Here is a 22,237-nt window from a genome sequence, read left to right as displayed (position 1 = left end):
GAAAATCTACTGGAGCTAGCAATGACCCTTCCCTACTACGACGTCGACGTCAGGCCGATCCTGCGCGAAGGCGGGGAACCCTTCAGTGCCATCATGGCGGCGGTCGAGGCACTCTCCCCCGGCCAGAGCCTGCGCCTGCTTGCTACCTTCAAGCCGATCCCCCTGTTTCATGTCTTGGGCAATCTTGGCTTTGAACCGGCGGCGCGCGAGATCGGCAATGGCGACTGGGAGGTGATCTTCACGCCGGCCGACCAGCAGCCGGACCCTGTGGCACCCGAACCGGCGCCAGCGGTTGATAGAACCCCCGCCAGCGAGACCTGGCCTTCGCCCGTCGTCGAACTGGACAATCGCGATCTTGAGCCTCCTGAGCCGCTGGTGCGGACGCTGGAAGGGGTCGAGGCGCTGTCGCCCGGACAAACGCTTGTCGCACTGCTGCCGCGCGAGCCGATCTTCCTACTCGAGGAACTGCAGGCGCGCGGCCATCTCTGGCGCGGAGCCCTCGAGCCCGACGGACATTATCGCGTCGTGATCCGGCGAGGCTGAGCCAATGACGCCGGCTCCGCGCCGGAGTTTGTCGATGCGCAAAGAACCACTGACGTGCATGGCTTTAAGGTTGACCAACTTTGCAAGCGGATGACGACGATGGAATCTTTGATTGGTGACGATATGACCATGGACCAGATCATGCGCAGATGGCCGCTGACCATCCGCGTGGTCATTCGCCGCGGCATGCTGTGCGTTGGTTGTCCAATTGCATCCTTCCACACGGTTGCTGAGGCTGCCCGCGAGCACGGATTGGATGAAGATTTGTTGCGCAGCGATCTGGAAGCCGCTGCATCCTCCGGCCGTTCGGCGGCTCCTATGTCTTCTGCGTCCGGCCTTCGGCCAGCATGAGCAGGCGATGCGGCTCCACGACAGTCACTTTCTGGCGGCCGCTTCTGACCAGTCCCTTTCCTTCCCAGGCGCTCATCAGGCGGCTAACCGTGTGCAGCGTCGTGCCCGTCATCTCGGCGATGTCCTGGCGGGAAATCGGAAAGTCGATCATGAGACCCTCCTCCGTCTTTCTTCCAGTCTGGTTCACCAGCTTGAGGAGGGCATGGGCCACTCTTTGGTCGACGTGCTCGGTTGACATTTCGACCACACGCGTGTGGGCATCCTGCAGCCTGTTGCCGACGGTCTGGTAGGTGCTGGCGCCAAAGGCTGGATAGGCGGAGGCGAATTCCGACCACAGGCTGCTAGGCCACGCCAGCACTACACAGTCAACCGCGGCCATGGCGCTGGCTGGATAGGTGGTGCGGCCAAGAGCCGTGGCTATGCCCATCAGTTCGCCAGGACCAATGTAGCGTACAGTGACCTCGCCGCCCTCCGCCGTACTCTTGACGACGCGGATATGGCCATCCAGCAACAGGAAGAAGGAATGGGCGTCCTGCTCCTGCTCAAAGACGGCCCGGTTCCTTGCGATGCGCAGCGAGCGGGCCTGGCTTACCATGCGATCGAGTTCAGCCGGGGTCAGGCCCTGGAACGCCGATAGGCTGGCGATCAGCGAGCGGTCAAGACGACTCATCTTTATTTTCCGGCTTGTGCCATGTTTTGAGCTCCAAGCAACATGTCACGCGAAAGCCTTTTGCCGCAAGACATTCCTGCTGCGGCCTAATAACCGGAACCGAGTTCGCAGCGATGTTGACTCAGCCAGCCAGGATAGGGTTGCCGGCTAGCTGTCTTGGCGTGTGCACGGCATCGCGATCTGGCATTCTTCTATCAATGCCGACAGGCACACCAAGGTCGCCGCCGGACAAGCCGGCGGCGACCAAATCCGGCGGGTTCCGGCTCAGTTGCCTGCCGGGACCTTCGACAAAAGATCGGCAAACACGGTCTTGGCCTTGCCAGGCTGCTTGACGGTCTTGGCTTTTTCCAGGTTCACGGGCTTGCCGACGACGATCAGCGCCACCATGCCCATGCCGTAGTGTGGGACGCATTTGATGCCGTAGACGCCTTCCTTGTCGACCGTGACAGTGACCGGCTTGCTGATCTCGCCCTTGAAGGGCTGCGCACCGTCCGGGATCATGCCGTCGATGCTGGCCGCGTCATGGCCTTTGTCGGTCGGGACGAAAGTCACTGTGTCGCCGAGGGCTGCTTCGATGTAATTCGGCTGGAAGACCATGACGCCGTGCTCGCCCTTGTTGAGCAGTTGCACTTGATGGTCGGCGGCCTGGGCTACGCCTGAGACGACAAGGGTCGCGAAAGCTGCCGCTGCGATGGTTGCGTATTTCATGATCTACTTTCCTTTTTTGCGAGATGAATATCGTTCAATTCCTACCGTGGTTCAGGCAGGTTCACTTTGTTGCAGCGCAAACTGGCGTGAGATTGTTCTTTCATTTTCCGATGGCGATCGAGGACGGGCGTGAACGACGCCACGACGCGTTGCGCCAACTGACGCGGACGCGCCCCGGGATCGGCGACGACTTCGGCTTGCCGGGCAAGCCGCGGTCTGGAGGTAAACTGATTTGACATTGTGAGTGATGACCCGACGCAGACTGCCAGGTTCCTGTCTATTTCATTGCAAGAGCCCGCACGACAGCCAGGCGCTTGACGGCGATGGTGGCAAGGGCTTGCGCCCGATCCCGGGCGGCCTGCGAAGGTAGCTGTTCGCCGGCGTCGATATAGTAATCAGCCAACCATTCGCAGAGCGCATCCAGGGATCTCGGCGGCGGCGATCCAGCGTGCGGGGGATCCTCGAGAGGATCCGATGCGAGATCAAGGGAGAGCATGCGCGCCTCAAGGGCGAGATCACGGCATTCGCTTCGATCCTCGTTCCTGTCGGCATATTCCTCAAGGCGCTGGCAGACCTCCATTTCCAGGCTGGGCAGATCGTGGGGTTCCCGGACTGTCGGCCCCATACGCCGATCCTTGAAAAAGGCTTTCCGCCGTTCGCGCCGCAGTGTTTTCGCGTGCTCAAGCTCTTCGCGCGCCATTTGCTCGGCTGCCTCGCGAATTTCCGACGACGCGCCATGGGCTGCAATATAGGACCAGAAGGCGAAAGCGCGCTCCTCGTTTCGGACGGCGATCGCAAAAGAACGGTAGGCGTCCACAAGTTCGGGCGAGACAAGCCCTATTGCCTCATCGTCGAACACGTCCTGCGGCACGGCGTCGGCCGGCAGGACTTCTCGCGGCTGTCGGCTGATCTGGCGCGACCAACTCACAACCATATCGATATGCCGGGTCTCCTCGCGCACGAGACGATCAAATACATCGGCCAATTCCAGCTGGCCGGCTGAGCGCATGCGCTCGGAAAGGGCTGCGTAGCGGTCGGCGGACTCCTTCTCCATCGCGAGCGCGACGGCAAGAAGCTCGTCCATCGATTGGATTGGCGTCGGTTCGGATATCAGGCGGGACATGGGACAGCTTCTCTCGCTTAGGCGCTTAGTCCTACAACCTCCCTCAGTGCATTTGTTTGCGTTTGATCAAAGAACCATCAGGCAAAACCACCGATATGTGCGTCCTGAGACCGGTTACGCCTGAAGCGGCCGTGAGAGGACGAGCATGCCGACAGCCACATTGATGGATAGGACCGACCGAGCGGTATCGCGCCAAGTCGGCACCGGGGCGCGGCACGCGCTGGCATTCATACTGGCTGTGTTCACGCTGCTCGCCCTTTGCACGCCTCAGAGCCGTGCCGACGAAAGCCTGCAGCACTTTCTTTCGGGCACGCAGCCCGGCGAGCTGATCCAAGGCGCGGACGCCTATGGCGAGATGTCGGGAAGCCCGCCACTGGCGCCGCTCCTGTCAAGCGGAAAGCCGGTCGGCTACGTCTATCTCAACACCGACTTCTCCAGCGCGGTAGGCTATTCAGGCAAGCCGATCCGCATCCTTGTCGGCATCGACTCCAAGGGAGTCATCCGCGGCATCAAATTGGTCGAGCACAAGGAACCCATCGTCCTCATAGGCATCCCGCAGGAAAAGGTCGTCGCGGCGCTCAATTCGCTGATCGGCAAGGACCTTGGCCGAGTCGCTGCTGGTCAGGAACAGCTGCCGCAAGTGGACATCGTCAGCGGCGCGACCGTCACCGTCCTGGTGATGAGCGACAGCGTCGTGCGCTCAGCCGTGAAGTTGATCCGCAGTGGCCGTCTGGCGGAAACCGGAACGTTGGCCGCCGGCGCGCCAGTCACCCCGGCGAAAACAGTGGATGCGACCGTTTCGGAAGTCCACGACTGGAATGCCCTGCTGGGCGACGGCTCGGTGCGCAGCCTGCGCCTGACTGTGGGCGAGGTGACCAAGGCCTTCGCCGATTCCGGCCATCCGGAGGCCGCCGCGCGACCGGAGACGGGCAATCCGGACGATCGCTTCATCGATCTCTATATCGCGCCTGTGAGCGTGCCTACCATCGGCCGCAGCCTCCTGGGCGATACCGCCTATGAGCGTCTGCAGAAGTCGCTCCGACCCGGCCAGCAGGCGATTGTGGTGGCCGGAGACGGCACATATTCCTTCAAGGGCTCCGGGTATGTGCGCGGCGGCATCTTCGATCGCATCGAGCTATTGCAGGACGGGCAAGGGGTGCGCTTTCGCGACCGCAACCATACGCGTCTCGGGGACCTCGCGACCAAGGGCGCGCCGCACCTGCGCGAGATTGCGCTGTTCACGGTCCCGGACGAGTTTTCACTCGATCTTTCCGAGCCGTGGGAGCTGCAACTGCTCGTCCAGCGCAGCTACGGCGCCCGCGACAAGGCGACCTTGCCGTTCGTACTCGGTTATACCTTGCCCAATCGCTACCTGAAGGCGGCGGCGCCAACGCCCGCAACACAGCGGGAACCGCAAGCGGTCGCACCCGGACCGGCCGCTGGCGCGCAGGCCGCAGCCGAGACCGCCGGACAGGGCTCCGCGAACGAAGAGCCCCTGTGGGTGAAGATCTGGAAGCTGAACGCCGTCAAGATCGGCATCACCGTCGTCGCCCTGCTGGTGCTCACAGCCATCTTCTTCTTCCAGAACTGGCTGGTGCGTCGGCCACGCCTGTTCGCCTGGGTGCGGCGTGGCTACCTTCTGTTCACGCTCGTCTGGCTCGGCTGGTACGCGAACGCCCAGCTTTCCGTCGTCAACGTGCTGACTTTCATCAATTCGCTCTTGAGCGGTTTCAGCTGGGAGTTCTTCCTCACCGCGCCGCTCATCTTCATCCTTTGGGCGGCGGTGGCCGGAGGCCTGCTGTTCTGGGGCAGGGGACCTTTCTGTGGCTGGCTCTGCCCATTCGGCGCGCTGCAGGAACTGACCAATAACCTCGCGCAATGGCTGAAAGTCCCGCAGGTCAAGCTCCCGTTCGGTCTGCACGAACGTCTGTGGCCGATCAAATACGTGATCTTCCTCGGCCTGTTCGGCCTGTCGCTCTATTCCGTGACTCTGGCGGAGACCTACGCCGAGGTCGAGCCGTTCAAGACGGCGATCATCCTGAAGTTCGCGCGCGGCTGGCCTTTCGTCGTCTTCGCGCTGGCGCTGCTGGGAGCCGGCCTGTTCATCGAGCGCTTCTACTGCCGGTACCTGTGCCCGCTGGGCGCGGCCCTCGCCATTCCCGGCCGAATCCGCATGTTCGAATGGCTGAAGCGCTATCCCGAATGCGGATCGCCATGCCAGCGCTGCGCCAAGGACTGCCCTGTCCAGGCAATTCATCCCGAAGGCCAGATCAATGTCAACGAATGCATTTACTGCATGCACTGCCAGGAACTCTACCACGACGACCACCGCTGTCCGCACATGATCCAGGTGCGGCTGAAGCGGGAGAAATTCGAGGCGTTGTCCTCGCCCACAACGCGGGCCCTCGCCAAGCCGGGCAAGGGGCCGGCAAGCCCACCCGTCATCACGCACAAGGGATTGCCGATAAAAGTTCCCGAAAACGACACAAACCCAACAGGCTGACAGGCCAACCAACAGGAGAAAGACATGTCGCAAGAAGACCAGGACAGGAAGACGATCCTAAGCAGGCGCCAATTGCTGGGTACGACGGCCGCGCTCGCTGCGGCGGGTGCTGCCGGCGTGGGCGGGGGACTGGCGTTGAGCGGAAGCGTGGTGTCACGGGCGGCAGCCAGCGAGAAGGGCGGGCAGGAATTCGAGGTCAAGCCCGGCGAGCTGGATGAGTACTACGTGTTCTTCTCCAGCGGCCAGACGGGGGAAGTCCGTATCATGGGCGCGCCCTCGATGCGCGAAATGATGCGCATCCCTGTCTTCAACCGCTGCAGCGCCACCGGCTGGGGCCTGACCAACGAGAGCCGCAAGATCCTGACAGAGGGTCTGCTGCCGGAGACTGTCGAGTTCCTGAATGACCGTGGCGGCATCTACCTCAACGGCGACCTGCACCACCCCCACCCCTCGCAAACGGACGGGACCTATGACGGCCGCTACTTGTTCGTCAACGACAAGGCCAACACGCGCGTCGCCCGCATCCGGCTCGACGTTATGAAGTGTGACAAGATCATTCAGCTGCCGAACCAGCATACGGTGCATGGCTTGCGCGTGCAGAAATATCCCAGGACCGGCTACGTGTTCTGCAACGGCGAGGACCGCGTGCCGATCCCCAATGACGGCAAGATCCTGGACGACAGCAAGCAGTACCATTCCATTTTCAGTGCCGTGGACGGCGACACGATGAAGGTTGCCTGGCAGGTGATGGTGGACGGCAATCTCGACAATGTCGACGCCGACTACCAGGGCAAGTACGCCTTCTCCACCTGTTACAATTCCGAGGAGGGCGTCAATCTCGAGCAGACGATGGCGAAGGAGCAGGACTGGATCGTGATCTTCAACCTGAAGCGTATCGAGGACGCGGTGAAGAGCGGCGACTACAAGGAAATGGGAGGGGTGCCAGTCATCGACGGGCGACACGACTCGCCCTACACCCGCTACGTGCCGGTGGCAAACAGCCCGCACGGCATCAACACCGCGCCAGACGGCATCCATGTGGTGGCCAACGGCAAGCTGTCGCCAACGGTGACGGTGTTCGACGTGCGCAAGTTCGATGACCTTTTCGACGACAAGATCAAGCCGCGCGACACGGTGGTGGCCGAGCCGGAACTGGGGCTCGGGCCGTTGCACACGGCCTATGATGGTCGGGGCAACGCCTACACCACGCTGTTCATCGACAGCCAGATCTGCAAGTGGAACATCGAGGACGCCAAGCGCTCCTTCGCTGGCGAGAAGGTCGACCCGATCCGCCAGAAACTCGACGTTCACTATCAGCCCGGCCACAACCATACCTCCATGGGCCAGACCAAGGAGGCGGACGGCAAGTGGCTGATCTCGCTGAACAAGTTCTCCAAGGACCGTTACCTCAACGTCGGCCCGCTGAAGCCGGAGAATGACCAGCTCATTGACATTTCGGGTGACCAGATGGTGCTGGTACATGACAGCCCGAGCTTCGCCGAGCCGCACGACGCGACCCTCGTCCACCGCTCGAAGATCAATCCGATCAGCATCTGGGACCGAGCCGATCCGTTCTTCGAGGATGCGGTCAAGCAGGCGAAGGCCGACGGCATCGACCTGACGGTGGACAGCGAGGTGATCCGCGACGGCAACAAGGTGCGCGTCTACATGACGTCCTCGGCGCCGGCCTTCGGGCTGGAGAGCTTCAGCGTCAAGCAGGGCGACGAGGTCACGGTCTACGTTACCAACATCGACGAGGTGGAGGACCTCACCCACGGCTTCGCCATCGTCAACTACGGCATCAACATGGAGGTGGCCCCCCAAGCCACGGCATCGGTGACGTTCAAGGCAAGCAAGCCCGGCGTCTACTGGTACTACTGCTCATGGTTCTGCCACGCCATGCACATGGAGATGCAGGGCCGCATGTTCGTAGAGCCACAAGGCGCCTAGGACATGGTCCGAGTCGTGCACCTGGCAGTGATGGGAATGGCGGCACTTCTAGCCGCCATTCCCGGCGGCGCGGCCACCGCGGCCGAGATTGCCGTGCCTGCTGGTGCTGCGCCCATGCAGGCGGTGGTGGACGCCGCCGCGCCCGGCGACGTGCTGCGTCTTGCGCCGGGCGAGCATCGCGGGCCGGTCGTCATCGCCAAACCGCTGACGTTGCAGGGCGACCCGGGCGCGTCGCTGAAGGGCAACGGACGGGGCAGCGTCGTGACCCTGCTGGCGCCCGATGCGGCTGTGCGTGGTCTTGAGATCGAAGGCTCCGGCATGGACCTCGACGCCATGGATGCAGGCGTGTTCGCCACCGAGACCGCGACGCGCGCGCAGATCGAGAACAATTCGGTCGTCGGCAACCTCTACGGCATCTATCTGCATGGGGCGCGCGACTCAGTGGCGCGCAACAATCGCATCGAGGGCCTGCGCGACGGGCGCACCAGCCGGTCCGGCAGCGGCGTCTCGGTATGGAACGCGCCGGGGGCGAAGGTCATCGGCAATGACATCCGCTTCGGCCGCGACGGCATTTTCGCCAACGCCAGCAGGAACAACGAATTCAGGGGCAACGCCTTCGCCAACCTCCGTTTCGGCGTCCACTACATGTACACCAACGACAGCGTGATCGCCGACAACGTGTCGACCGGCAACATCGTCGGCTACGCAATCATGTATTCCAACGGCCTGAAGGTCACCGGCAATGTGTCCGACGGCGATCGCGACAACGGCCTCCTGTTCAATTACGCCAATGGTTCCGAGATCAGCGGCAACGTCGTGCGCGGCGGCCCGCAGCCGGCCGGCCGCTGGACCAGCAACGGGCAACGCTTCGTCGCGGATCAGGACCTGCCAGCCGCCGAAGGCGCCGCGCCAGTCGTCGCGGCGCCTTCGGGCATGCGCATAGGCCCGGAAAAATGTGTCTTCATCTACAACGCCAACAAGAACCGCTTCAGTGGCAACCTCTTCGAGGGTTGCGAGATCGGCGTCCACTTTACGGCAGGTTCCGAGGGCAATGCCATGAGCGGTAACGCCTTCGTGCGCAACCGCAATCAGGTCAAGTATGTCGGCACCCGCTCGCTCGACTGGTCAAGCGGCGGCCGTGGCAACTACTGGAGCGACAACCCGGCCTTCGACCTTGACGGCGACGGGGTCGCTGACAAGCCTTACCGGCCGAACGACGTGATCGACAGGGTTCTGTGGCAGACGCCGGCGGCGAAGGTGCTGGTCAACAGCCCGGCCGTGCAGGTGATCCGCTGGGCGCAGGCGCGCTTCCCGGGGGTGTTTCCCGGCGGCGTGATGGACAGCCATCCGCTCATGGAGCCCGACGGCATCGAGGGAAGGAAAAGACCATGAGCTTCAACATCGAGCTCGACGCAGTCGCACGGCACTATGGCTCAGTCAGGGCGGTGGACGGCGTCTCCTTTGCCGCCGACGCAGGCGAGGTCATCGCCCTTGTGGGCCACAATGGCGCTGGCAAGACCACGCTCATCAAGCTCATGCTCGGGCTTGCGCGCCCCACTTCGGGCTCGGTCCGCGTGCTCGGGCAGGACCCGGCCGCCGGAGACGTGACCGTTCGCCGGCGTCTTGGCTATCTTCCCGAGAATGTCTCCTTCAATCCGGCCCTCACGGGTCGCGAGACGCTGCGCTTCTATGTCCTGCTCAAGGGCGGCCCGCTAAAGGAGGCCGAGGCGCTGCTGCAGCGGATCGGCCTTGCCCATGCCGCCGACCGACGCATTGGCACGTATTCCAAGGGAATGCGCCAACGGCTGGGACTGGCGCAGGCGATGATCGGCAGCCCGGCGGTGCTTTTGCTGGATGAGCCGACCACCGGGCTCGACCCTGAACTGCGCCAGCAGTTCTATGGGATCGTCCGCGAGATGCAGGCGGCCGGAACGACCGTGCTTCTGTCTTCCCATGCGCTCAACGAGCTGGAAGGCAATGCCGGTCGAGTCGTCATCCTCAACGATGGCCGCAAGATCGCCGATGGCTCGCTCGACGAATTGCGCCGTATCGCCCGACTGCCGACGAGAATCCGCCTCACGGCCGGCGAAGGTGGCGCGCGGCGCCTGAGGGAATGGATGGGAGAGCCGAAAGGTCTCAGGCAGATCAACGGTCACATCGTCGAGATCGACGCCTCGCCTGAGGACAAGGCCGCCTTCCTGCGCCGGGCCGCGGGCGAGGGCGCCCCCTTCAAGGATCTCGACATGGTGCCGCCTGGCCTCGATGAACTCTATGCACATTTCCTCGCGGGGAGGGCATCCCAATGAAGACGATCCTACTGCTCTCGGCCAAGGAGGTGCGCGAAGGCCTGCGCAACCGCTGGGTGATCGCCGCCACAGGGCTTCTGGCAGCTCTGGCGCTGACTCTCGTCTTCCTCGGCAGCGCGCCTGCCGGCACGGTCGGCGCCGGCGCTCTGGATGTCGTGGTGATCAGTCTCGCCAGCCTGACCATCTTCGTCGTGCCGCTGATTGCGCTGCTCATTTCCCACGATGCCATCGTCGGCGAGATTGAGCGCGGCACCATGACGCTGCTGCTTTCTTATCCCGTCCGTCGCCGTCAGGTGCTGCTCGGCAAGTTCCTGGGTCATCTCGCGATACTGGCTTTCGCCACCTGCGTCGGCTACGGGCTTGCCGCACTGGCGCTGGTGACGACGGACAAGGGGATTGGCGGGCAAAGCTGGACGGCGTTCGCGACGATGACGGCGTCGTCGGTGCTGCTGGGCGCCGTCTTCGTGGCGATCGGTTATCTGGTCAGCGCGCTGGCGCGCGACCGTGGCACAGCCGCCGGCATCGCCATTGGCATATGGCTGGTCTTCGTGGTCATCTACGACATGGCTCTGCTGGGGATTCTGGTCGCCGACCAGGGCCACTACGTCAGCGGAGGCGCGCTGAATGCGCTGCTCCTGTTCAATCCTACCGATGCTTACCGCATCCTCAATCTCTCCGGCTCGACCGAGATCGCCGCTGCCTCGGGCATGGCGGGGAGCGTGCAGAGTGTCGCTTTGGCGCCCATGGCGCTGATCGCGACGCTCGGAGCATGGGTTGCCGGGCCGATGGCGCTTGCCGCACTCGCCTTCTCGCGGAGGGAACTGTGAAGCCACATCTGAAGATAGGCCTGCTCGCAAGCCTGCTCGTGCTCGGCGCCTGTCAGCGCGCGCCGGAGCCGCCCCCCGCCCCCTTCGCCATGACGGAGGAGGCGATGGGCCGCTATTGCGGCATGAACATCCTCGAACATGCCGGGCCGAAGGGGCAAGTCATTCTCGCCAGATACGACGAGCCGATCTGGTTCTCCTCGGCGCGCGACACGATCGCCTTCACCATCTTGCCGGAGGAGCCCAAGGACATAAGGGCTATCTATGTTTCCGACATGGCCAAGGCGGCAAGCTGGGAGAAGCCCGGTGCGGACAACTGGGTTGACGCCCGCAAGGCCTTCTTCGTCGTCGGCAGCGATCGCAAAGGCGGCATGGGAGCGGCCGAAGCCGTGCCCTTCTCGTCAGAGGCGGCGGCGAGGACTTTCGCCGGCGACCATGGCGGCAGGGTGGTCGGCTTCGACGCCGTTCCGCGCGACTACATATTGGACGAGCAGGCCAGCGGCGGCGATACGTCGAAACAGTCCGCCAAGGAGGTCGATTGACATGATTTCTGGAACAATGACCAGACGTCGCATGATTGCCATCAGCGCCGCCGCGGCCGGCATGGCGCTGCTGCCACTGCAAGGCAAGGCTGCCCGGGAAGGCGTGACCTGGCAGGGCGAGGCGATGGGTGCGCAGGCCTCGCTCGTCATCCATCATCCCGACCGCGCCATGGCACTGAAGCTGAGCAACGACGTCGTCGCGGAGGTGCGCCGACTGGAGCGCATCTTCAGCCTCTACATGGACGATTCAGACCTGACGCGCCTTAACCGTCAGCGCTTTCTCGTCGCGCCGCCGCGAGAGATGGTGGATATATTGCGACAGAGCCGAGAAGTCTGGGCGCTCACGGGGGGCGCCTTCGATCCCACGGTGCAGCCGCTGTGGGACGCCTACCGTCGCCATTTCTCGATGTCCGGCGCCGCCGAAGCCGGGCCTTCGGCGCAGACTGTGCGCGAATGCGTTGGCCGCGTCGGCCTCGACCGGGTCGCCTGCTCGCGCAGCCGGATAGACCTGTCGGTGCCAGGCGCGGCACTGACGCTCAACGGCATCGCCCAGGGCTACGTCACCGACAGGGTGGTCGATCTGCTGAAGGCCGGCGGCGTCGAGCGCTCCATGGTAGACATGGGCGAAAGCCGTGCTATCGGTTCGGCGCCCGGCGACCGGCCGTGGCGCGTCGGCCTCTCTGATCCGCTCGACTCGGCCCGAATCCTTGAGGTACTCGAAGTGGAGGATCGCGCGGTTGCCACGTCGAGCCCGTTCGGCTTCCGCTTCGACGCGGAGGGCAGGTTCAGCCACATCATCGATCCACGCAGCGGCGCGACGCCCCAGCGGCATGCCAGCGTCACCGTGGTGGCCGGGCAGGCAGCGTTGGCGGATGCGTTGTCAACCGCCTTCAACCTAATGGACACGGCCGCGATCGCGGCCGCGGTCCACGGCACTGCCGGCGTGGAGGCCCATATCCTGTCGCATGAAGGTGGATGGACTCGTATCAGGGCATGAGGAGGCCTATCGGAAAGCAGGCCCAATTGCCCGTCGTCGACACCTTCACACGCTGTGTGCCGGTGCTTGACGCGCGGTTCAGCTATCGCGGCGAGGATCTCGTCGCCACGCTGGAGCAGGTGCGCTCCAGGGTCGGCTACCCGAGTTCATATCCCGGGACATGGACCTGCGGGCCCATCAGAATGGCGTGACGCTCGACTTCTCGTGGCCCGGGAAACCCACCGCTAATGCATTCATCTAGGCGTTCAATGGCGGGCTGAGAGCGGAGTGCCTCTCGACGCACTGGTTGCTGAGGCTTGCGGATGCCGCCGAAAAAATTGGAGGCTTGGCGTCGAGACACTACAACGAACACCGACCACACGGCGATTGGATTCCACGTCCGCGCTCATAAAATCGGCACACGGAAGCCCGTGCTGCTGATCAAGGGGAGGAAACTCTGACCTCCCGTGAGGGTGCGTCGGGTAGCGCATCACAAGGGGCGGAAAAAGAGGCGGTCGCCATTGAGATGGAGTACGGAAGGGGTTCGGTCCTAATTTGGATGACCGGTTCGTGCAACGAATGACTCAAGGCAGCTACATGGGTAAGCCGAATAACGCCCCCCGCCGAATACCGTAAGAAAAGCAGCCCCGGCAGCGCAACGGACAGCCGTTCTGCTTTGATCACTGCCAACTCCGGGTCGGAAAACTCTTCGTCGTCAATGGGACCACCGACCGTCCTGACTTTATACGGTAGCCTGCCATCCATCGGCCGCTCCAAGTTTCGCTCTTGTTCGTCAGATCAGCTGAAGTCCCGTTCTCATTCCGATGTCGTACATTCGCGCGCTCCTTCAGGCTTGTCCCAAAAAGATTGGCAACGTGATGTCCCACTTCGGCTGGGTGGATATCACCGAATGGTGGTAGCGGCCGGCGCCAACGCGCTTGGCCTCCCTCACGCTCCGTTCTTAATAGAAGCGATGTCGCTGATTTGGCGACATCGATTTATTTCGGTTAGGGCTTGGGAATACTTGCTGGCGCGGTCGTGCTATCTCAACCATCAACCGCGCCCGAATTCTTGCGGCAGCATTGCCGCTGGTCAGGCGGCCTGACTGTGGCCCCGGCCCGACCGATGGAGATAGGCGTCGAAAGCAGCCGCGGCGGCGCGGACCAGGAACCGATGAGTACGCGGTACCCGGATGATGCCTTCGGCGACGTCGATGATGCCGTCATCGGAGAGTTCGGCAAGCCTTTGGTTGTCGGAGAGCAACCTGGCCGGATCAAATCCATGCCGGCTGCAAACCTCCTGCACGTCGACCGTGAAGTCGCACATCAGACGCTCGATGATCTCTGCGCGCAGGCGGTCCTCGTCGGTTAGCCGGTAGCCCCTGGCGGTCGCCAGCCGCCCGGAAGCGATCGAACCCGCATAGAAGCCGAGGCCGACCTGGTTCTGGACATAGCCGTGACGGGTGTGGCCGATGGCCGAGGCACCGAAGCCGACCAGCACTTCGCAATTATCGGTGGTGTAACCCTGGAAGTTGCGCCGCAGTTTTCCCGTAGCCTGCAACCGCGAGAGATCGTCGTCGGGCAATGCAAAATGATCCAGGCCGACCTGGACGTAGCCAGCACCAACGAGCGTTTCGGCCATGGCCTGCGAGTGCTCCATGCGAGCGACGCTATCAGGCAGGGTCGTTTCCTCGATCATGCGCTGGTGCTTCTTGAAGGACGGCACATGAGCGTAGCCGAACACTGCAAGCCGGTCAGGCCGCATGGCGGCTGCGACTTTCGCCGTGTCGATACAGGATCGGACCGTCTGGTGAGGTAGGCCGTAGATCAGGTCGAAATTGATGCTGCTTACGCCGGAGTGGCGCAGGCGGTCGACCGCCTCCAGTGTTGTCTCCTCACTTTGGATGCGGTTCACCGCTCTCTGGACCACCGGGTCGAAGCTCTGTACGCCCAGGCTGGCGCGGCTGACGCCCGCGCCGCCCAAGGCTCCCGCCATCTCGATCGTTAGCGTGCGCGGATCGATCTCGACCGCAATCTCGGCGGTCTCGGCCAAAGCGAAGCGATCGCGAAGGAGATCCGTCAGTGCTACGAAATCCGCTGGCGTGACGATGGTGGGGGTACCGCCGCCGAAGTGTATCCTGTCGACATGAAGTGGCTGCGCCGCCTGCGCGGCGACCATCTGGATCTCGTTGCGAAGCAGATCCAGATATTCAACGATGGGCTGATCTTTGGCCGTGACGGTGGTGTGGCAGCCGCAATACCAGCACATCGAGCGGCAGAAGGGGATATGCAGGTAGAGGGAGGCCGGAGCGCCTCGCGGCAGGTGCGACAGCCAGTTTGCATAGGTGTCGACGTCGACCGAAGGCGAGAACTCCGGCGACGGTGGGTAGCTGGTATAGCGCGGCAGGCGCGCCTCACCATATTTTTGCAAAACAGACAATTTCACGCGCTTCCTCGCCTCCGTTGAAGCATGGAACACTTATCGATTTCCCGCCCGGCTTCTTTGCGGAATGGCAAATGTCTTGCATCTGGGAAGGCGATGCTGCGGAACGGTTGTGCGCGCCACCGACGAGAGTGGCGGCGTCGAACCCCGGCGAGTACAGAAATCGAAGCCGCAGGCCATTTCGCCTGCCGCTGCCGGACCGGTCGACCGAAATTGATTTTGCCGCACCGACGCGGCCATGGTCAGGAGAACGGCACCAGATCAATCGCCCTCACCGGGTTCGCCGCTGAAATGGGCGTCGAATTTTCCGGGCACTCCGTCCCAGGCTTCCCCGTCGGCGGGCGGTATCTTCTTGCGCGTTATGTTGGGCCAGGACGACGCATATTTGTGATTGAGCGCGAGCCAAGCCGGGGTGGCGGAGGGGTCGGTGTCCGGGAAGATTGCTTCCGCCGGACATTCGGGGACGCAGACGCCGCAGTCGATGCACTCGTCGGGATGTATGACGAGCATGTTATCGCCCTCATAGAAGCAGTCCACAGGACACACTTCGACGCAGTCCATGTATTTGCACTTGATGCAATTGTCCGTGACGACGTAAGCCATGCGCGATCCTCAGGCGGCAATCAGGCTCGGACTTGCCGCGCGCGCCGTCTCGGCACGAGCCGCGGCAAGCACCATCCAGTCGCGGTAGAGGCCTTGATCCTCCCTGGAAAACGACATGCGTCGCTTCATGTCGTCGAAGGTTTCCCCAGGATGGCTCCCGTCATAGTCGGCGCGAACCAAGGATTCGAGATAAGCACGCTCGACTGTATCTGCGGGCCGGACGAAATCGTGCGAATTGCTCAGCATGGCAATCTCCTTTCGGTTAGTTCAATATCCATCGCTGCCTGGGATCTATCCTGCTCCAGCGCCCAAATCGCGCAGGGCGGGCAGTCGACGCCACATTGTTCGATCGCTGAGAAGATCAGGCCGAGCCGCTCCTGGCGTGACAGGACGCAGGTGAGGTCCGGGCGCATCAACGCTGGCAAGAATCCTCGAAGGGTGCTTAACGTGTGACCGATAAAAGTGGCTGGCAAGGTGATCGTCATCAGGCTAGATAAAAGATATATCGCAGATGTATCTTTTTGGCTTTGACCCAGCAAGGGAAAACGATGCGACCAGGTGAAGCGGGGAGCGTCGCCAGCCCTTAGGCCGCCGGCTGGATGCCGAAATCTTCGGGACTGAGCAGAAGGTCAGCCAGGGTGTAGCGGTCAAGCGTCCCGGAGAAGGCGGCGAGAGCCTCCTTCAGCATTCCGCGCAGGCGACAACGCGGGGTGATCAGGCAGTTGTTTTCGCTTCGAAAGCATTCGACCAGCGCAAAGTCGGGCTCGGTCGCGCGCAATACGTCGCTCAATCGGATTTGCTCTGGCAGCCTGGCGAGCGCGAGGCCGCCAGAGCGGCCGCGCACCGCCTTCAGGAAGCCGGCGCGGGTCAGTTGGTTGGCCACCTTCATGAGGTGCGCGCGGGAAATTCCATAAACCTGAGCGGTTTCCTCGATTGTGACCAACTGCCCGGCCCTGGCCGCAGCGTACATGAGCAACCGCAGCGAGTAATCGGAGAAATCTGTCAGTCTCATCCAAGGCCCTCTTGCCGACCAATGCGGCACGGCGATCAAAACACCAAAAAGATGCGCTGTTGAGGTATCTTTTGCAAGGCGCGCAATTTTCAGCGTTTCTGGCGCGATGCTAAAACATATATTGACAATGTATCTTTGTGCATCGATTATCGATGGCCGTCGGTGCAGCGCAAGTTGCCTCGCCACAGCGGCGCCCCGGACGAGATTGGATCCGCCGCTCCTCACTGAAATCGAAGGAACGATTCAATGGCACTTACGACAGAAGCAGAAACGAACGAAATAGATGTCCGCAGCCTGGTTCCGATGCAGAGGCACCAAAAGATTTTCGAGCTTGTCGATCAGCTTGCGCCCGGGGGGAAATTCATCCTCGTCAACGATCATGATCCAAAGCCCCTCTACTACCAGCTGGAGGCAGAACATCCGCACCAATTCTCCTGGACCTATTTCGAGAGGGGACCGGTCTGGCGCGTCGAGATCGGTCGCCTCTCGAAGGCGGCGTGAGGCAAACATCGTAACGCAACAAGCCGCCCGCGGACTTTGCGTGGGCGGCGATGTGGCAGGGCCCGTGACATGACCGTTGGAGCAGAATCGCGGCTGGACGACGAGAAGGTCAAGCAGGCGCTTCGCCTCGTGATCGATCCGGAACTCGGCTACAACATCGTTGATCTGGGGCTTGTGTACGCTGTCCTGGTCAACGACGGCGGTGTCGTCAACATCGTGATGACCACCACGACCCGCGGTTGCCCCGCCACCAACTACATGAAGGAGGGGGCCCGCGACGCTGCGTGGAGCGTTCCGGGCGTCGAATTCGTTGACGTTACCCTGACCTATGAACCGCCCTGGTCGCCACAGAAGATGAGCATCGAAGCCAAGCGCCACCTCGGCATTGGCGATGATGGCGAGTGGTGAGCGACGTTCGCACTGACTTGACCAAGTCCACGGAGGCCAACCTAATGCAATACCGACAGGCAGATCGGATCGATGGCCTGGCGGATATCCTGGTCGCCAGCCTCGAGGTGCTTGCAAAGGCCGGACATACCGATGCCGCCTGCCGCCTTGCCGGTCGGGCGTGTGCCCAACTGCGCGACGTCGACACGAGGCAATGGCAGAAATTCAACGCGCTTCTGCACCGGTTGAGCAAACAGGTGCGGTGGGACGAGCCATAGAGGCGACTATCGCGCCTTTCTGAGAGAATCGAAGCGATCGCATGAATGGATCCGATCAGGACTACAGGTAGGCAGACGCAACACGAAATGCATCATTTAATGTGGTCAGGAGGTTACGGTGCGAAATGATCGCAAAGCTCTGCTGGTTGATGAAACCGCACGAGCCACCGGCCCTTGGTCCGACGCGGAGGATCGTTCCCCGCCAGTGATTCTCCGGAATGGATCGGCTGCGGCTCCGGCCACGGTTCATCAAAGGTTTTCCGATTCGAGGGGTGGACCGATGCAGGTCGAGATCAGCACCGACAACATCCTAATTGACGCAAGATTGCTTGCCGCTTTGCTACGTCTCGATCCGACGGCGGTGCACTCGCTGCTGAGAACACAAGAGATTACCTCCCTTTGTGAACGCGGGATTGGCGAGCACGAGGGCGAATATCGATTGAGCTTCTTCTACGGCAATCGCCGTGCGCGTCTGAGCATTGATGCCGCCGGCAACGTGATACGGCGCTCGATGATCGACTTTGGGCAAGCTGCCCTACCGCGCCAATTGCATCGCACAGGCGGATAGCCCGCCAAGTTTTGCAGAAGTCGAGAATGGCCTCGCCCGTTCGTCGAGAGGCCTGCCCTGCAGGCTCGCTCCACTCAGCTCTTTAAGGCCTTCCCGAGTTTTGATATGTCATAAGGCAGGCTGCAGGGTGGGTGAAAAGCCTTTCCTCGAGCATCGCAACGTAGGGCTCACCACTGACGGTGCCGATGACGATAGAAATGCGTGAACCAAGTTGGTGTTAACGGCAACAGTGGTAGCACGGCGACTACCGCGCCCAGCCCATCAGTCGAGGATTCGCCAAGCGCTCCACATACATAGCTGCAGTCGTCATCAACGTTGGGCGGCTAGGCACGGCTTTCCGTTTCCGAGAACCGCGGGAACAGGATGTTGTTCTCCAGGTGGATGTGCTCCATCAGGTCCTCGGCAAGCTGGGCCGTGCCGACGTACAGCGCCTGCCAGGAGCGGCAGGCTCCCTCGGGCGTGGCGAAGTCGTCGGTGAGGCTTTCGAGGAGCCGAAGCAGGGTGCCCTGGTCGTCGTGCTCGTGCCGCAGCTCCGAAATCGGGATATCGAACTTGCCGTTGGCCCACTGCCGCATTGCCGGAAACAGAATGGCCTCTTCCTTGGCCATGTGCTGCTCCAGTTCGCTTTGCATCTGCCGTAACGCATCGGAAAGGCCGGCCGGCACCTTCGGATGCTCGCGATGCACTGCCTCAACCTTACGCGACAGGGCGATGAGCTCGGGCAGAGCGCGGCGATGCGCCTCGTGGTAGCAGGCTTCGATGTGGCCGATCAGTTCATCGCTGTCCATCGCAGCAGGCGCGGCTGTTTCCCCGGCGCCGGTACCAAGCTCCTCCAACGCGCGCTCAAGCTCGTCGGGATCGACTCCGCGCCGGTGCGCAGCGCCATCAAGGGTGAGATCGCCGTTGCAGCAGAAGTCAATCTTGAATTTGCGGAAAACGGCGGTAGCGCCAGGTAGCGTAGCGGCTATGTCGCCGACGGTGCGTTCCCATAAATCTGGACCTGGAAATTGGGTGTTCATGACGAAGCTCCATGCATGGTCAACACAACGGCTTTGAAACTCAGAGCGGACTCATTCGACTTCGACGCAATGCATCGTCGCGAGAACGAAATGGGCCAACCGTTGGACCATGAATTGCCCGGATGACGTCCGAAGTCTTTGCGTTTGAACAAAGAGGATCAAAATGCCTTCCCTTGAATGAGAATGCCAAACCGCAGCGTCTTTCGGCGTGTTCCGGATGTCTCGCATTCCTCAGTGGGAACTTTGTCAATTGATTTTCAAAACTGCGCGCGTCCCGTTCATCTGTGGCGATGGCTGCTGTTTGTCTGCCAATTGCCCATCGCGAAGTAAGGAAGCACATAGGTGGACAGCCAGAGGACCGTGTCGGGCTTTCACTGCGCTGTACCGCCAAAATCCTAAAGCAGATCAGCAAGCTGCCGCCATCAGCCTGCCCGCGGGAACCTGAGTACGGCGCGGCGGTGAGTTCACGGCACTTGGCTTGATGAACGTGGCTATTTCTCAAGTTTGAATCGTCCGTGTCGGGCGCGATTTCGATATCCTGTGGATCGCGCGCACCGGATCGCCCTAGCGCGATCGGCCCGATGTCTTCGGCGATTGGAACAGAGTCTTCCGCCGCTTCAGCCGATGGAGCCGTGAGGGAGTCTGGTGGCGCATCTTCGCGGCAATTTCGGACGATCCGGACTTCGAGTGTCGTCGACTCCAGGAACATCCGCGCCCATCAACATGCTTCGAGTGCTAAAGAAAGGTCTGAAAATCAGGCCATGGCCGTTCCCGCTGCGGCCTGAGTACCAAGCTCCATATGGCCGTCAGGAGTCTCGGCTGCCCGGTGCGCTTCATCCTGACCGCTGGCCAACAGAGGGATTGCCCGCAGGCTTATGCCTTGATCGACGGCTTGCCCGCCAAAGTCGTCGTGGCCGACGCCGCCTACGACGCCGATCGCCTGCGCCAGGCGATCGCGGACAAAGACGCCGTGGCTGTCATCCCAAACAACCCTTGTGCGGGCTCAAAAATATCCTATCGACAAGCATCTCTACGTCCGGCGCCACCTGATCGAATGTTGCTTCTCAAAGCTCGAACGGTTCCGACGCGTCGCAACTCACTCGAGAAAACAGCAGGGAATTATCTCGCCGTCATCACCCTAGCAGCTACGATCCTATGGAATGGTCCACAACTCCAAATCTAAAGGCCATTTCGGCGCAAGATCATCCGAACATCGCTGGATTCGCTATGATCGGCGCTGCTCCAATCAGTTCCAGACAGTACGGCACGGCAGGAAAGACGGCGTTGAGACATACGTCTATCGAGGCCGGCTTGCCAGGCAGGTTTATGATCAGCGAACGGCCGCGCACTCCAGCAGTCTGACGTGAGAGGATTGCTGTGTGGACTTGCCGCAAGCTGGCCTGTCGCATGAGTTCGCCGAAACCGGGAAGTTCCTTGGTGATGACCTGCTGCATGGCTTCGGGAGTAAGGTCCCTTGGAGAAGGGCCGGTTCCTCCCGTTGTCAGGATCAGATCAACTCCGCCTTGGTCACAAAGCTCGACAAGCACATCCCGAACACTCTCGAGTCCATCGGGGATAATGCGACGGATGAAAGCGCAGGGTGTCGTCACGACCTTGCGAAGCCAACTTTCGATGGCGGGCCCGCCGAGGTCCTCATACTCGCCTCGGCTTGCACGATCCGACACCGTGACGATTGCAATCTGGGTCATTTTTTCCGTTCGAGATCCATCTTCAGATCGAAGGGGCTGGCTGCCAGCCGGGCTTGCCATGGGCGTATCCATCGACGAGCGTGCTGGGCAGATCGAGGCACGAGAGGATGAAGCGGGCAGCCTTGGGATCCTCTCTCCCGTCGGCAAGCGCTCTATAAGTCTTTGCCACCTCGACCATGTCGCACGTGTGCGGAGATAGGCGGATACGCCGGACGCCTCTGGAGGTGAGATCCGCGGGTGCGGGGCAGAAGGCCTGCACCTGGTTGGAGAGCGTCTGCACGCCATTGATCGCGAGGAACTGCTGGTCGTCGAGCGTGTCCACGGCAAGACCATCCGGGTCCCGTTCGCAGGTAAACTGGCAGGAATCCTTGTGAAGGCCGTGGATGCGCGCGTGATAGCATCGGCCGGAAAGCGCGAGCGGCAGCCGACCGAAGACGAAAATCTCGAATTCCGCCTCGGGACATGCGCCGGCCATGGCGCCGACGGCGGCGAGCGACAATTCCACGGGTGGGCATATCGTTGTGGCACCGCGCTGGATCATGAACCGCGCGGAAGCCTCATTGTAAACGTTCAGGAACAGACCGGTCACGAAGCGCTTGCCGGAGCGTGACGGCAGGGCGGTGACATCGTTGATCTCCACCTGCCGCTCGTCGGTGCAGAGATCCGCGATGCTTCTGCGCTCTCGAACAGTTGCCGGCGCCGCCAGCGTGGACAGCACCACTTCCTTTCCCGCACGCTCGAGGCGTTCGATGATCTCGGGCCATGCCGGGTCGGAAAATGGCATCCGCTTGCCACATATGACTTCGCCGACATGGACGCGGTCGATCGGAGCCTCGTCTGCTATCCTGCGGTAGAAGTCCAGGAGGCGGTCGGGCGACCAGTGGAAGAACACCGGCCCAAGCGTCAACGCAATTGCGGACAAGATGCTATCTCCACTTCTTGCTGTACGCTCCTGCCGTCTGCCGGGAACCTTCCGACTGGCCGGCAAGAATCCGATCGATCTCGATCGCATCGCCACCTTGCTCGACGGCGTCGACGGCCTTCCGGAAGGCACGGACCACTTCCGTCACGTAACCTTTGCCACGCTGGCGTCCTTCGATCTTCAAGGCGGTTACGCCGGCGGCTTTCAGCCCGGCAATCATCCCGCCGGCGTTCAGGCTGACGGGATCCTCGAACAAATAGGAGGTCTTGCCGCCGGCCTTGAATTTGCCCTTGCACAATG

24 protein-coding genes and 2 pseudogenes are annotated in these 22,237 nt (G+C 61.9%); 14 read left to right on the top strand and 12 right to left on the bottom strand.

From position 1 onward, the window contains the following. The first annotated feature begins 21 nt into the window (after positions 1-21). Positions 22-543 (top strand): DUF2249 domain-containing protein, encoded by a 522-nt coding sequence (locus NR193_RS29770; RefSeq protein WP_256754262.1) that lies wholly within the window; start codon positions 22-24, stop codon positions 541-543. A gap of 99 nt (positions 544-642) precedes the next feature. Continuing rightward, a complete protein-coding gene (locus NR193_RS29765) occupies positions 643-894 on the top strand; it encodes a DUF1858 domain-containing protein (RefSeq protein ID WP_256754261.1) in 252 nt (83 codons plus the stop codon). On the opposite strand, the gene NR193_RS29760 is transcribed toward NR193_RS29765, so the two are convergent. The 3 genes from NR193_RS29760 to NR193_RS29750 all read right to left on the bottom strand — a co-directional run bounded on the left by NR193_RS29760 (position 860) and on the right by NR193_RS29750 (position 3,395). Further along, positions 860-1,564: a Crp/Fnr family transcriptional regulator gene (locus tag NR193_RS29760; RefSeq protein WP_256754260.1), complete on the bottom strand. Its 705-nt coding sequence runs from the start codon at positions 1,562-1,564 to the stop codon at positions 860-862. The genes NR193_RS29765 and NR193_RS29760 overlap by 35 nt on opposite strands. 264 nt (positions 1,565-1,828) lie before the next feature. Next, the gene (locus NR193_RS29755; RefSeq protein WP_140662257.1) at positions 1,829-2,272 is read right to left on the bottom strand and encodes a pseudoazurin; all 444 of its coding nucleotides are present in this window, start codon (positions 2,270-2,272) and stop codon (positions 1,829-1,831) included. 277 nt (positions 2,273-2,549) lie between these two features. Continuing rightward, a complete protein-coding gene (locus NR193_RS29750) occupies positions 2,550-3,395 on the bottom strand; it encodes a ferritin family protein (protein ID WP_256754259.1) in 846 nt (281 codons plus the stop codon). A gap of 163 nt (positions 3,396-3,558) precedes the next feature. Here NR193_RS29750 and NR193_RS29745 point away from each other — a divergent pair, with 163 nt between their 5' ends. The 8 genes and pseudogenes from NR193_RS29745 to NR193_RS29710 all read left to right on the top strand — a co-directional run. After that, entirely contained in the window at positions 3,559-5,898 is a 2,340-nt protein-coding gene (locus tag NR193_RS29745) for a 4Fe-4S binding protein (RefSeq protein WP_375162752.1), read from the top strand. A 24-nt stretch (positions 5,899-5,922) separates the two neighbouring features. Continuing rightward, positions 5,923-7,848: a TAT-dependent nitrous-oxide reductase gene (nosZ, locus tag NR193_RS29740; protein WP_256754257.1), complete on the top strand. Its 1,926-nt coding sequence runs from the start codon at positions 5,923-5,925 to the stop codon at positions 7,846-7,848. Positions 7,849-7,851: 3 nt separating this feature from the next. Continuing rightward, positions 7,852-9,240 (top strand): nitrous oxide reductase family maturation protein NosD, encoded by a 1,389-nt coding sequence (locus NR193_RS29735; RefSeq protein WP_256754256.1) that lies wholly within the window; start codon positions 7,852-7,854, stop codon positions 9,238-9,240. Further along, entirely contained in the window at positions 9,237-10,154 is a 918-nt protein-coding gene (locus NR193_RS29730) for an ABC transporter ATP-binding protein (protein WP_256754255.1), read from the top strand. The genes NR193_RS29735 and NR193_RS29730 overlap by 4 nt, the downstream gene beginning before the upstream one ends. Beyond that, a complete protein-coding gene (locus NR193_RS29725; protein ID WP_256754254.1) occupies positions 10,151-10,981 on the top strand; it encodes an ABC transporter permease in 831 nt (276 codons plus the stop codon). Before NR193_RS29730 ends, NR193_RS29725 begins: the two co-directional genes overlap by 4 nt. After that, a complete protein-coding gene (locus NR193_RS29720) occupies positions 10,978-11,520 on the top strand; it encodes a nitrous oxide reductase accessory protein NosL (RefSeq protein WP_375162751.1) in 543 nt (180 codons plus the stop codon). The genes NR193_RS29725 and NR193_RS29720 overlap by 4 nt, the downstream gene beginning before the upstream one ends. A 1-nt stretch (position 11,521) precedes the next feature. Continuing rightward, positions 11,522-12,517 (top strand): FAD:protein FMN transferase, encoded by a 996-nt coding sequence (locus NR193_RS29715; protein ID WP_256754253.1) that lies wholly within the window; start codon positions 11,522-11,524, stop codon positions 12,515-12,517. Between the two features lie 26 nt (positions 12,518-12,543). Next, positions 12,544-12,908: pseudogene (locus NR193_RS29710) on the top strand (integrase core domain-containing protein); the annotation flags it as partial. Positions 12,909-13,588: 680 nt separating this feature from the next. Here NR193_RS29710 and hemN read toward each other — a convergent pair. The 4 genes from hemN to NR193_RS29690 form a co-directional block, all read right to left on the bottom strand. Continuing rightward, positions 13,589-14,941 (bottom strand): oxygen-independent coproporphyrinogen III oxidase, encoded by a 1,353-nt coding sequence (gene hemN / locus NR193_RS29705; RefSeq protein ID WP_256754252.1) that lies wholly within the window; start codon positions 14,939-14,941, stop codon positions 13,589-13,591. A 258-nt stretch (positions 14,942-15,199) separates the two neighbouring features. Then, positions 15,200-15,541: a ferredoxin FdxA gene (fdxA, locus tag NR193_RS29700; RefSeq protein WP_256754251.1), complete on the bottom strand. Its 342-nt coding sequence runs from the start codon at positions 15,539-15,541 to the stop codon at positions 15,200-15,202. A gap of 9 nt (positions 15,542-15,550) precedes the next feature. Next, on the bottom strand, positions 15,551-15,787 hold the full coding sequence (locus NR193_RS29695; RefSeq protein WP_256754250.1) for a hypothetical protein: 237 nt from the start codon (positions 15,785-15,787) through the stop codon (positions 15,551-15,553). Between the two features lie 337 nt (positions 15,788-16,124). Further along, positions 16,125-16,553 carry an Rrf2 family transcriptional regulator gene (locus tag NR193_RS29690; RefSeq protein WP_256754249.1) on the bottom strand — a complete coding sequence of 143 codons (429 nt, stop codon included), beginning with the start codon at positions 16,551-16,553 and terminating at the stop codon, positions 16,125-16,127. A 246-nt stretch (positions 16,554-16,799) separates the two neighbouring features. Between NR193_RS29690 and NR193_RS29685 the strand changes: the two genes are divergently transcribed. Together NR193_RS29685 and NR193_RS29680 are read left to right on the top strand one after the other, a co-directional pair. After that, on the top strand, positions 16,800-17,054 hold the full coding sequence (locus NR193_RS29685; protein WP_256754248.1) for a DUF2249 domain-containing protein: 255 nt from the start codon (positions 16,800-16,802) through the stop codon (positions 17,052-17,054). Between the two features lie 69 nt (positions 17,055-17,123). Then, positions 17,124-17,462 (top strand): metal-sulfur cluster assembly factor, encoded by a 339-nt coding sequence (locus NR193_RS29680; protein ID WP_256754247.1) that lies wholly within the window; start codon positions 17,124-17,126, stop codon positions 17,460-17,462. Between the two features lie 41 nt (positions 17,463-17,503). Here NR193_RS29680 and NR193_RS29675 read toward each other — a convergent pair whose 3' ends face one another. Beyond that, positions 17,504-17,656, bottom strand: coding sequence for a hypothetical protein (locus tag NR193_RS29675; protein ID WP_256754246.1), 153 nt, complete (start codon positions 17,654-17,656; stop codon positions 17,504-17,506). 343 nt (positions 17,657-17,999) lie between these two features. Between NR193_RS29675 and NR193_RS29670 the strand changes: the two genes are divergently transcribed. Beyond that, entirely contained in the window at positions 18,000-18,287 is a 288-nt protein-coding gene (locus NR193_RS29670; protein WP_256754245.1) for a DUF6522 family protein, read from the top strand. A gap of 323 nt (positions 18,288-18,610) precedes the next feature. On the opposite strand, the gene ric is transcribed toward NR193_RS29670, so the two are convergent. Next, a complete protein-coding gene (gene ric, locus NR193_RS29665) occupies positions 18,611-19,306 on the bottom strand; it encodes an iron-sulfur cluster repair di-iron protein (RefSeq protein WP_256754244.1) in 696 nt (231 codons plus the stop codon). 535 nt (positions 19,307-19,841) lie between these two features. Between ric and NR193_RS29660 the strand changes: the two are divergent. Further along, positions 19,842-20,489: pseudogene (locus tag NR193_RS29660) on the top strand (IS5 family transposase); the annotation flags it as partial. 19 nt (positions 20,490-20,508) lie between these two features. Here the strand turns inward: NR193_RS29660 and mog are convergent. From mog to NR193_RS29645, 3 genes are all read right to left on the bottom strand, one after another. Next, positions 20,509-21,015, bottom strand: coding sequence for a molybdopterin adenylyltransferase (gene mog / locus NR193_RS29655; protein WP_256754243.1), 507 nt, complete (start codon positions 21,013-21,015; stop codon positions 20,509-20,511). A gap of 22 nt (positions 21,016-21,037) precedes the next feature. Then, positions 21,038-21,937, bottom strand: coding sequence for a U32 family peptidase (locus NR193_RS29650; RefSeq protein WP_256754242.1), 900 nt, complete (start codon positions 21,935-21,937; stop codon positions 21,038-21,040). Between the two features lie 4 nt (positions 21,938-21,941). Next, on the bottom strand, positions 21,942-22,237 hold a 296-nt coding region (locus NR193_RS29645), incomplete at its 5' end, for a U32 family peptidase (RefSeq protein ID WP_256751605.1).

The organism is Mesorhizobium sp. Mes31, assembly GCF_024519675.1.
In the GTDB taxonomy this organism is placed as follows: domain Bacteria; phylum Pseudomonadota; class Alphaproteobacteria; order Rhizobiales; family Rhizobiaceae; genus Mesorhizobium.
This window is presented reverse-complemented; position numbering and strand designations above follow the sequence as displayed.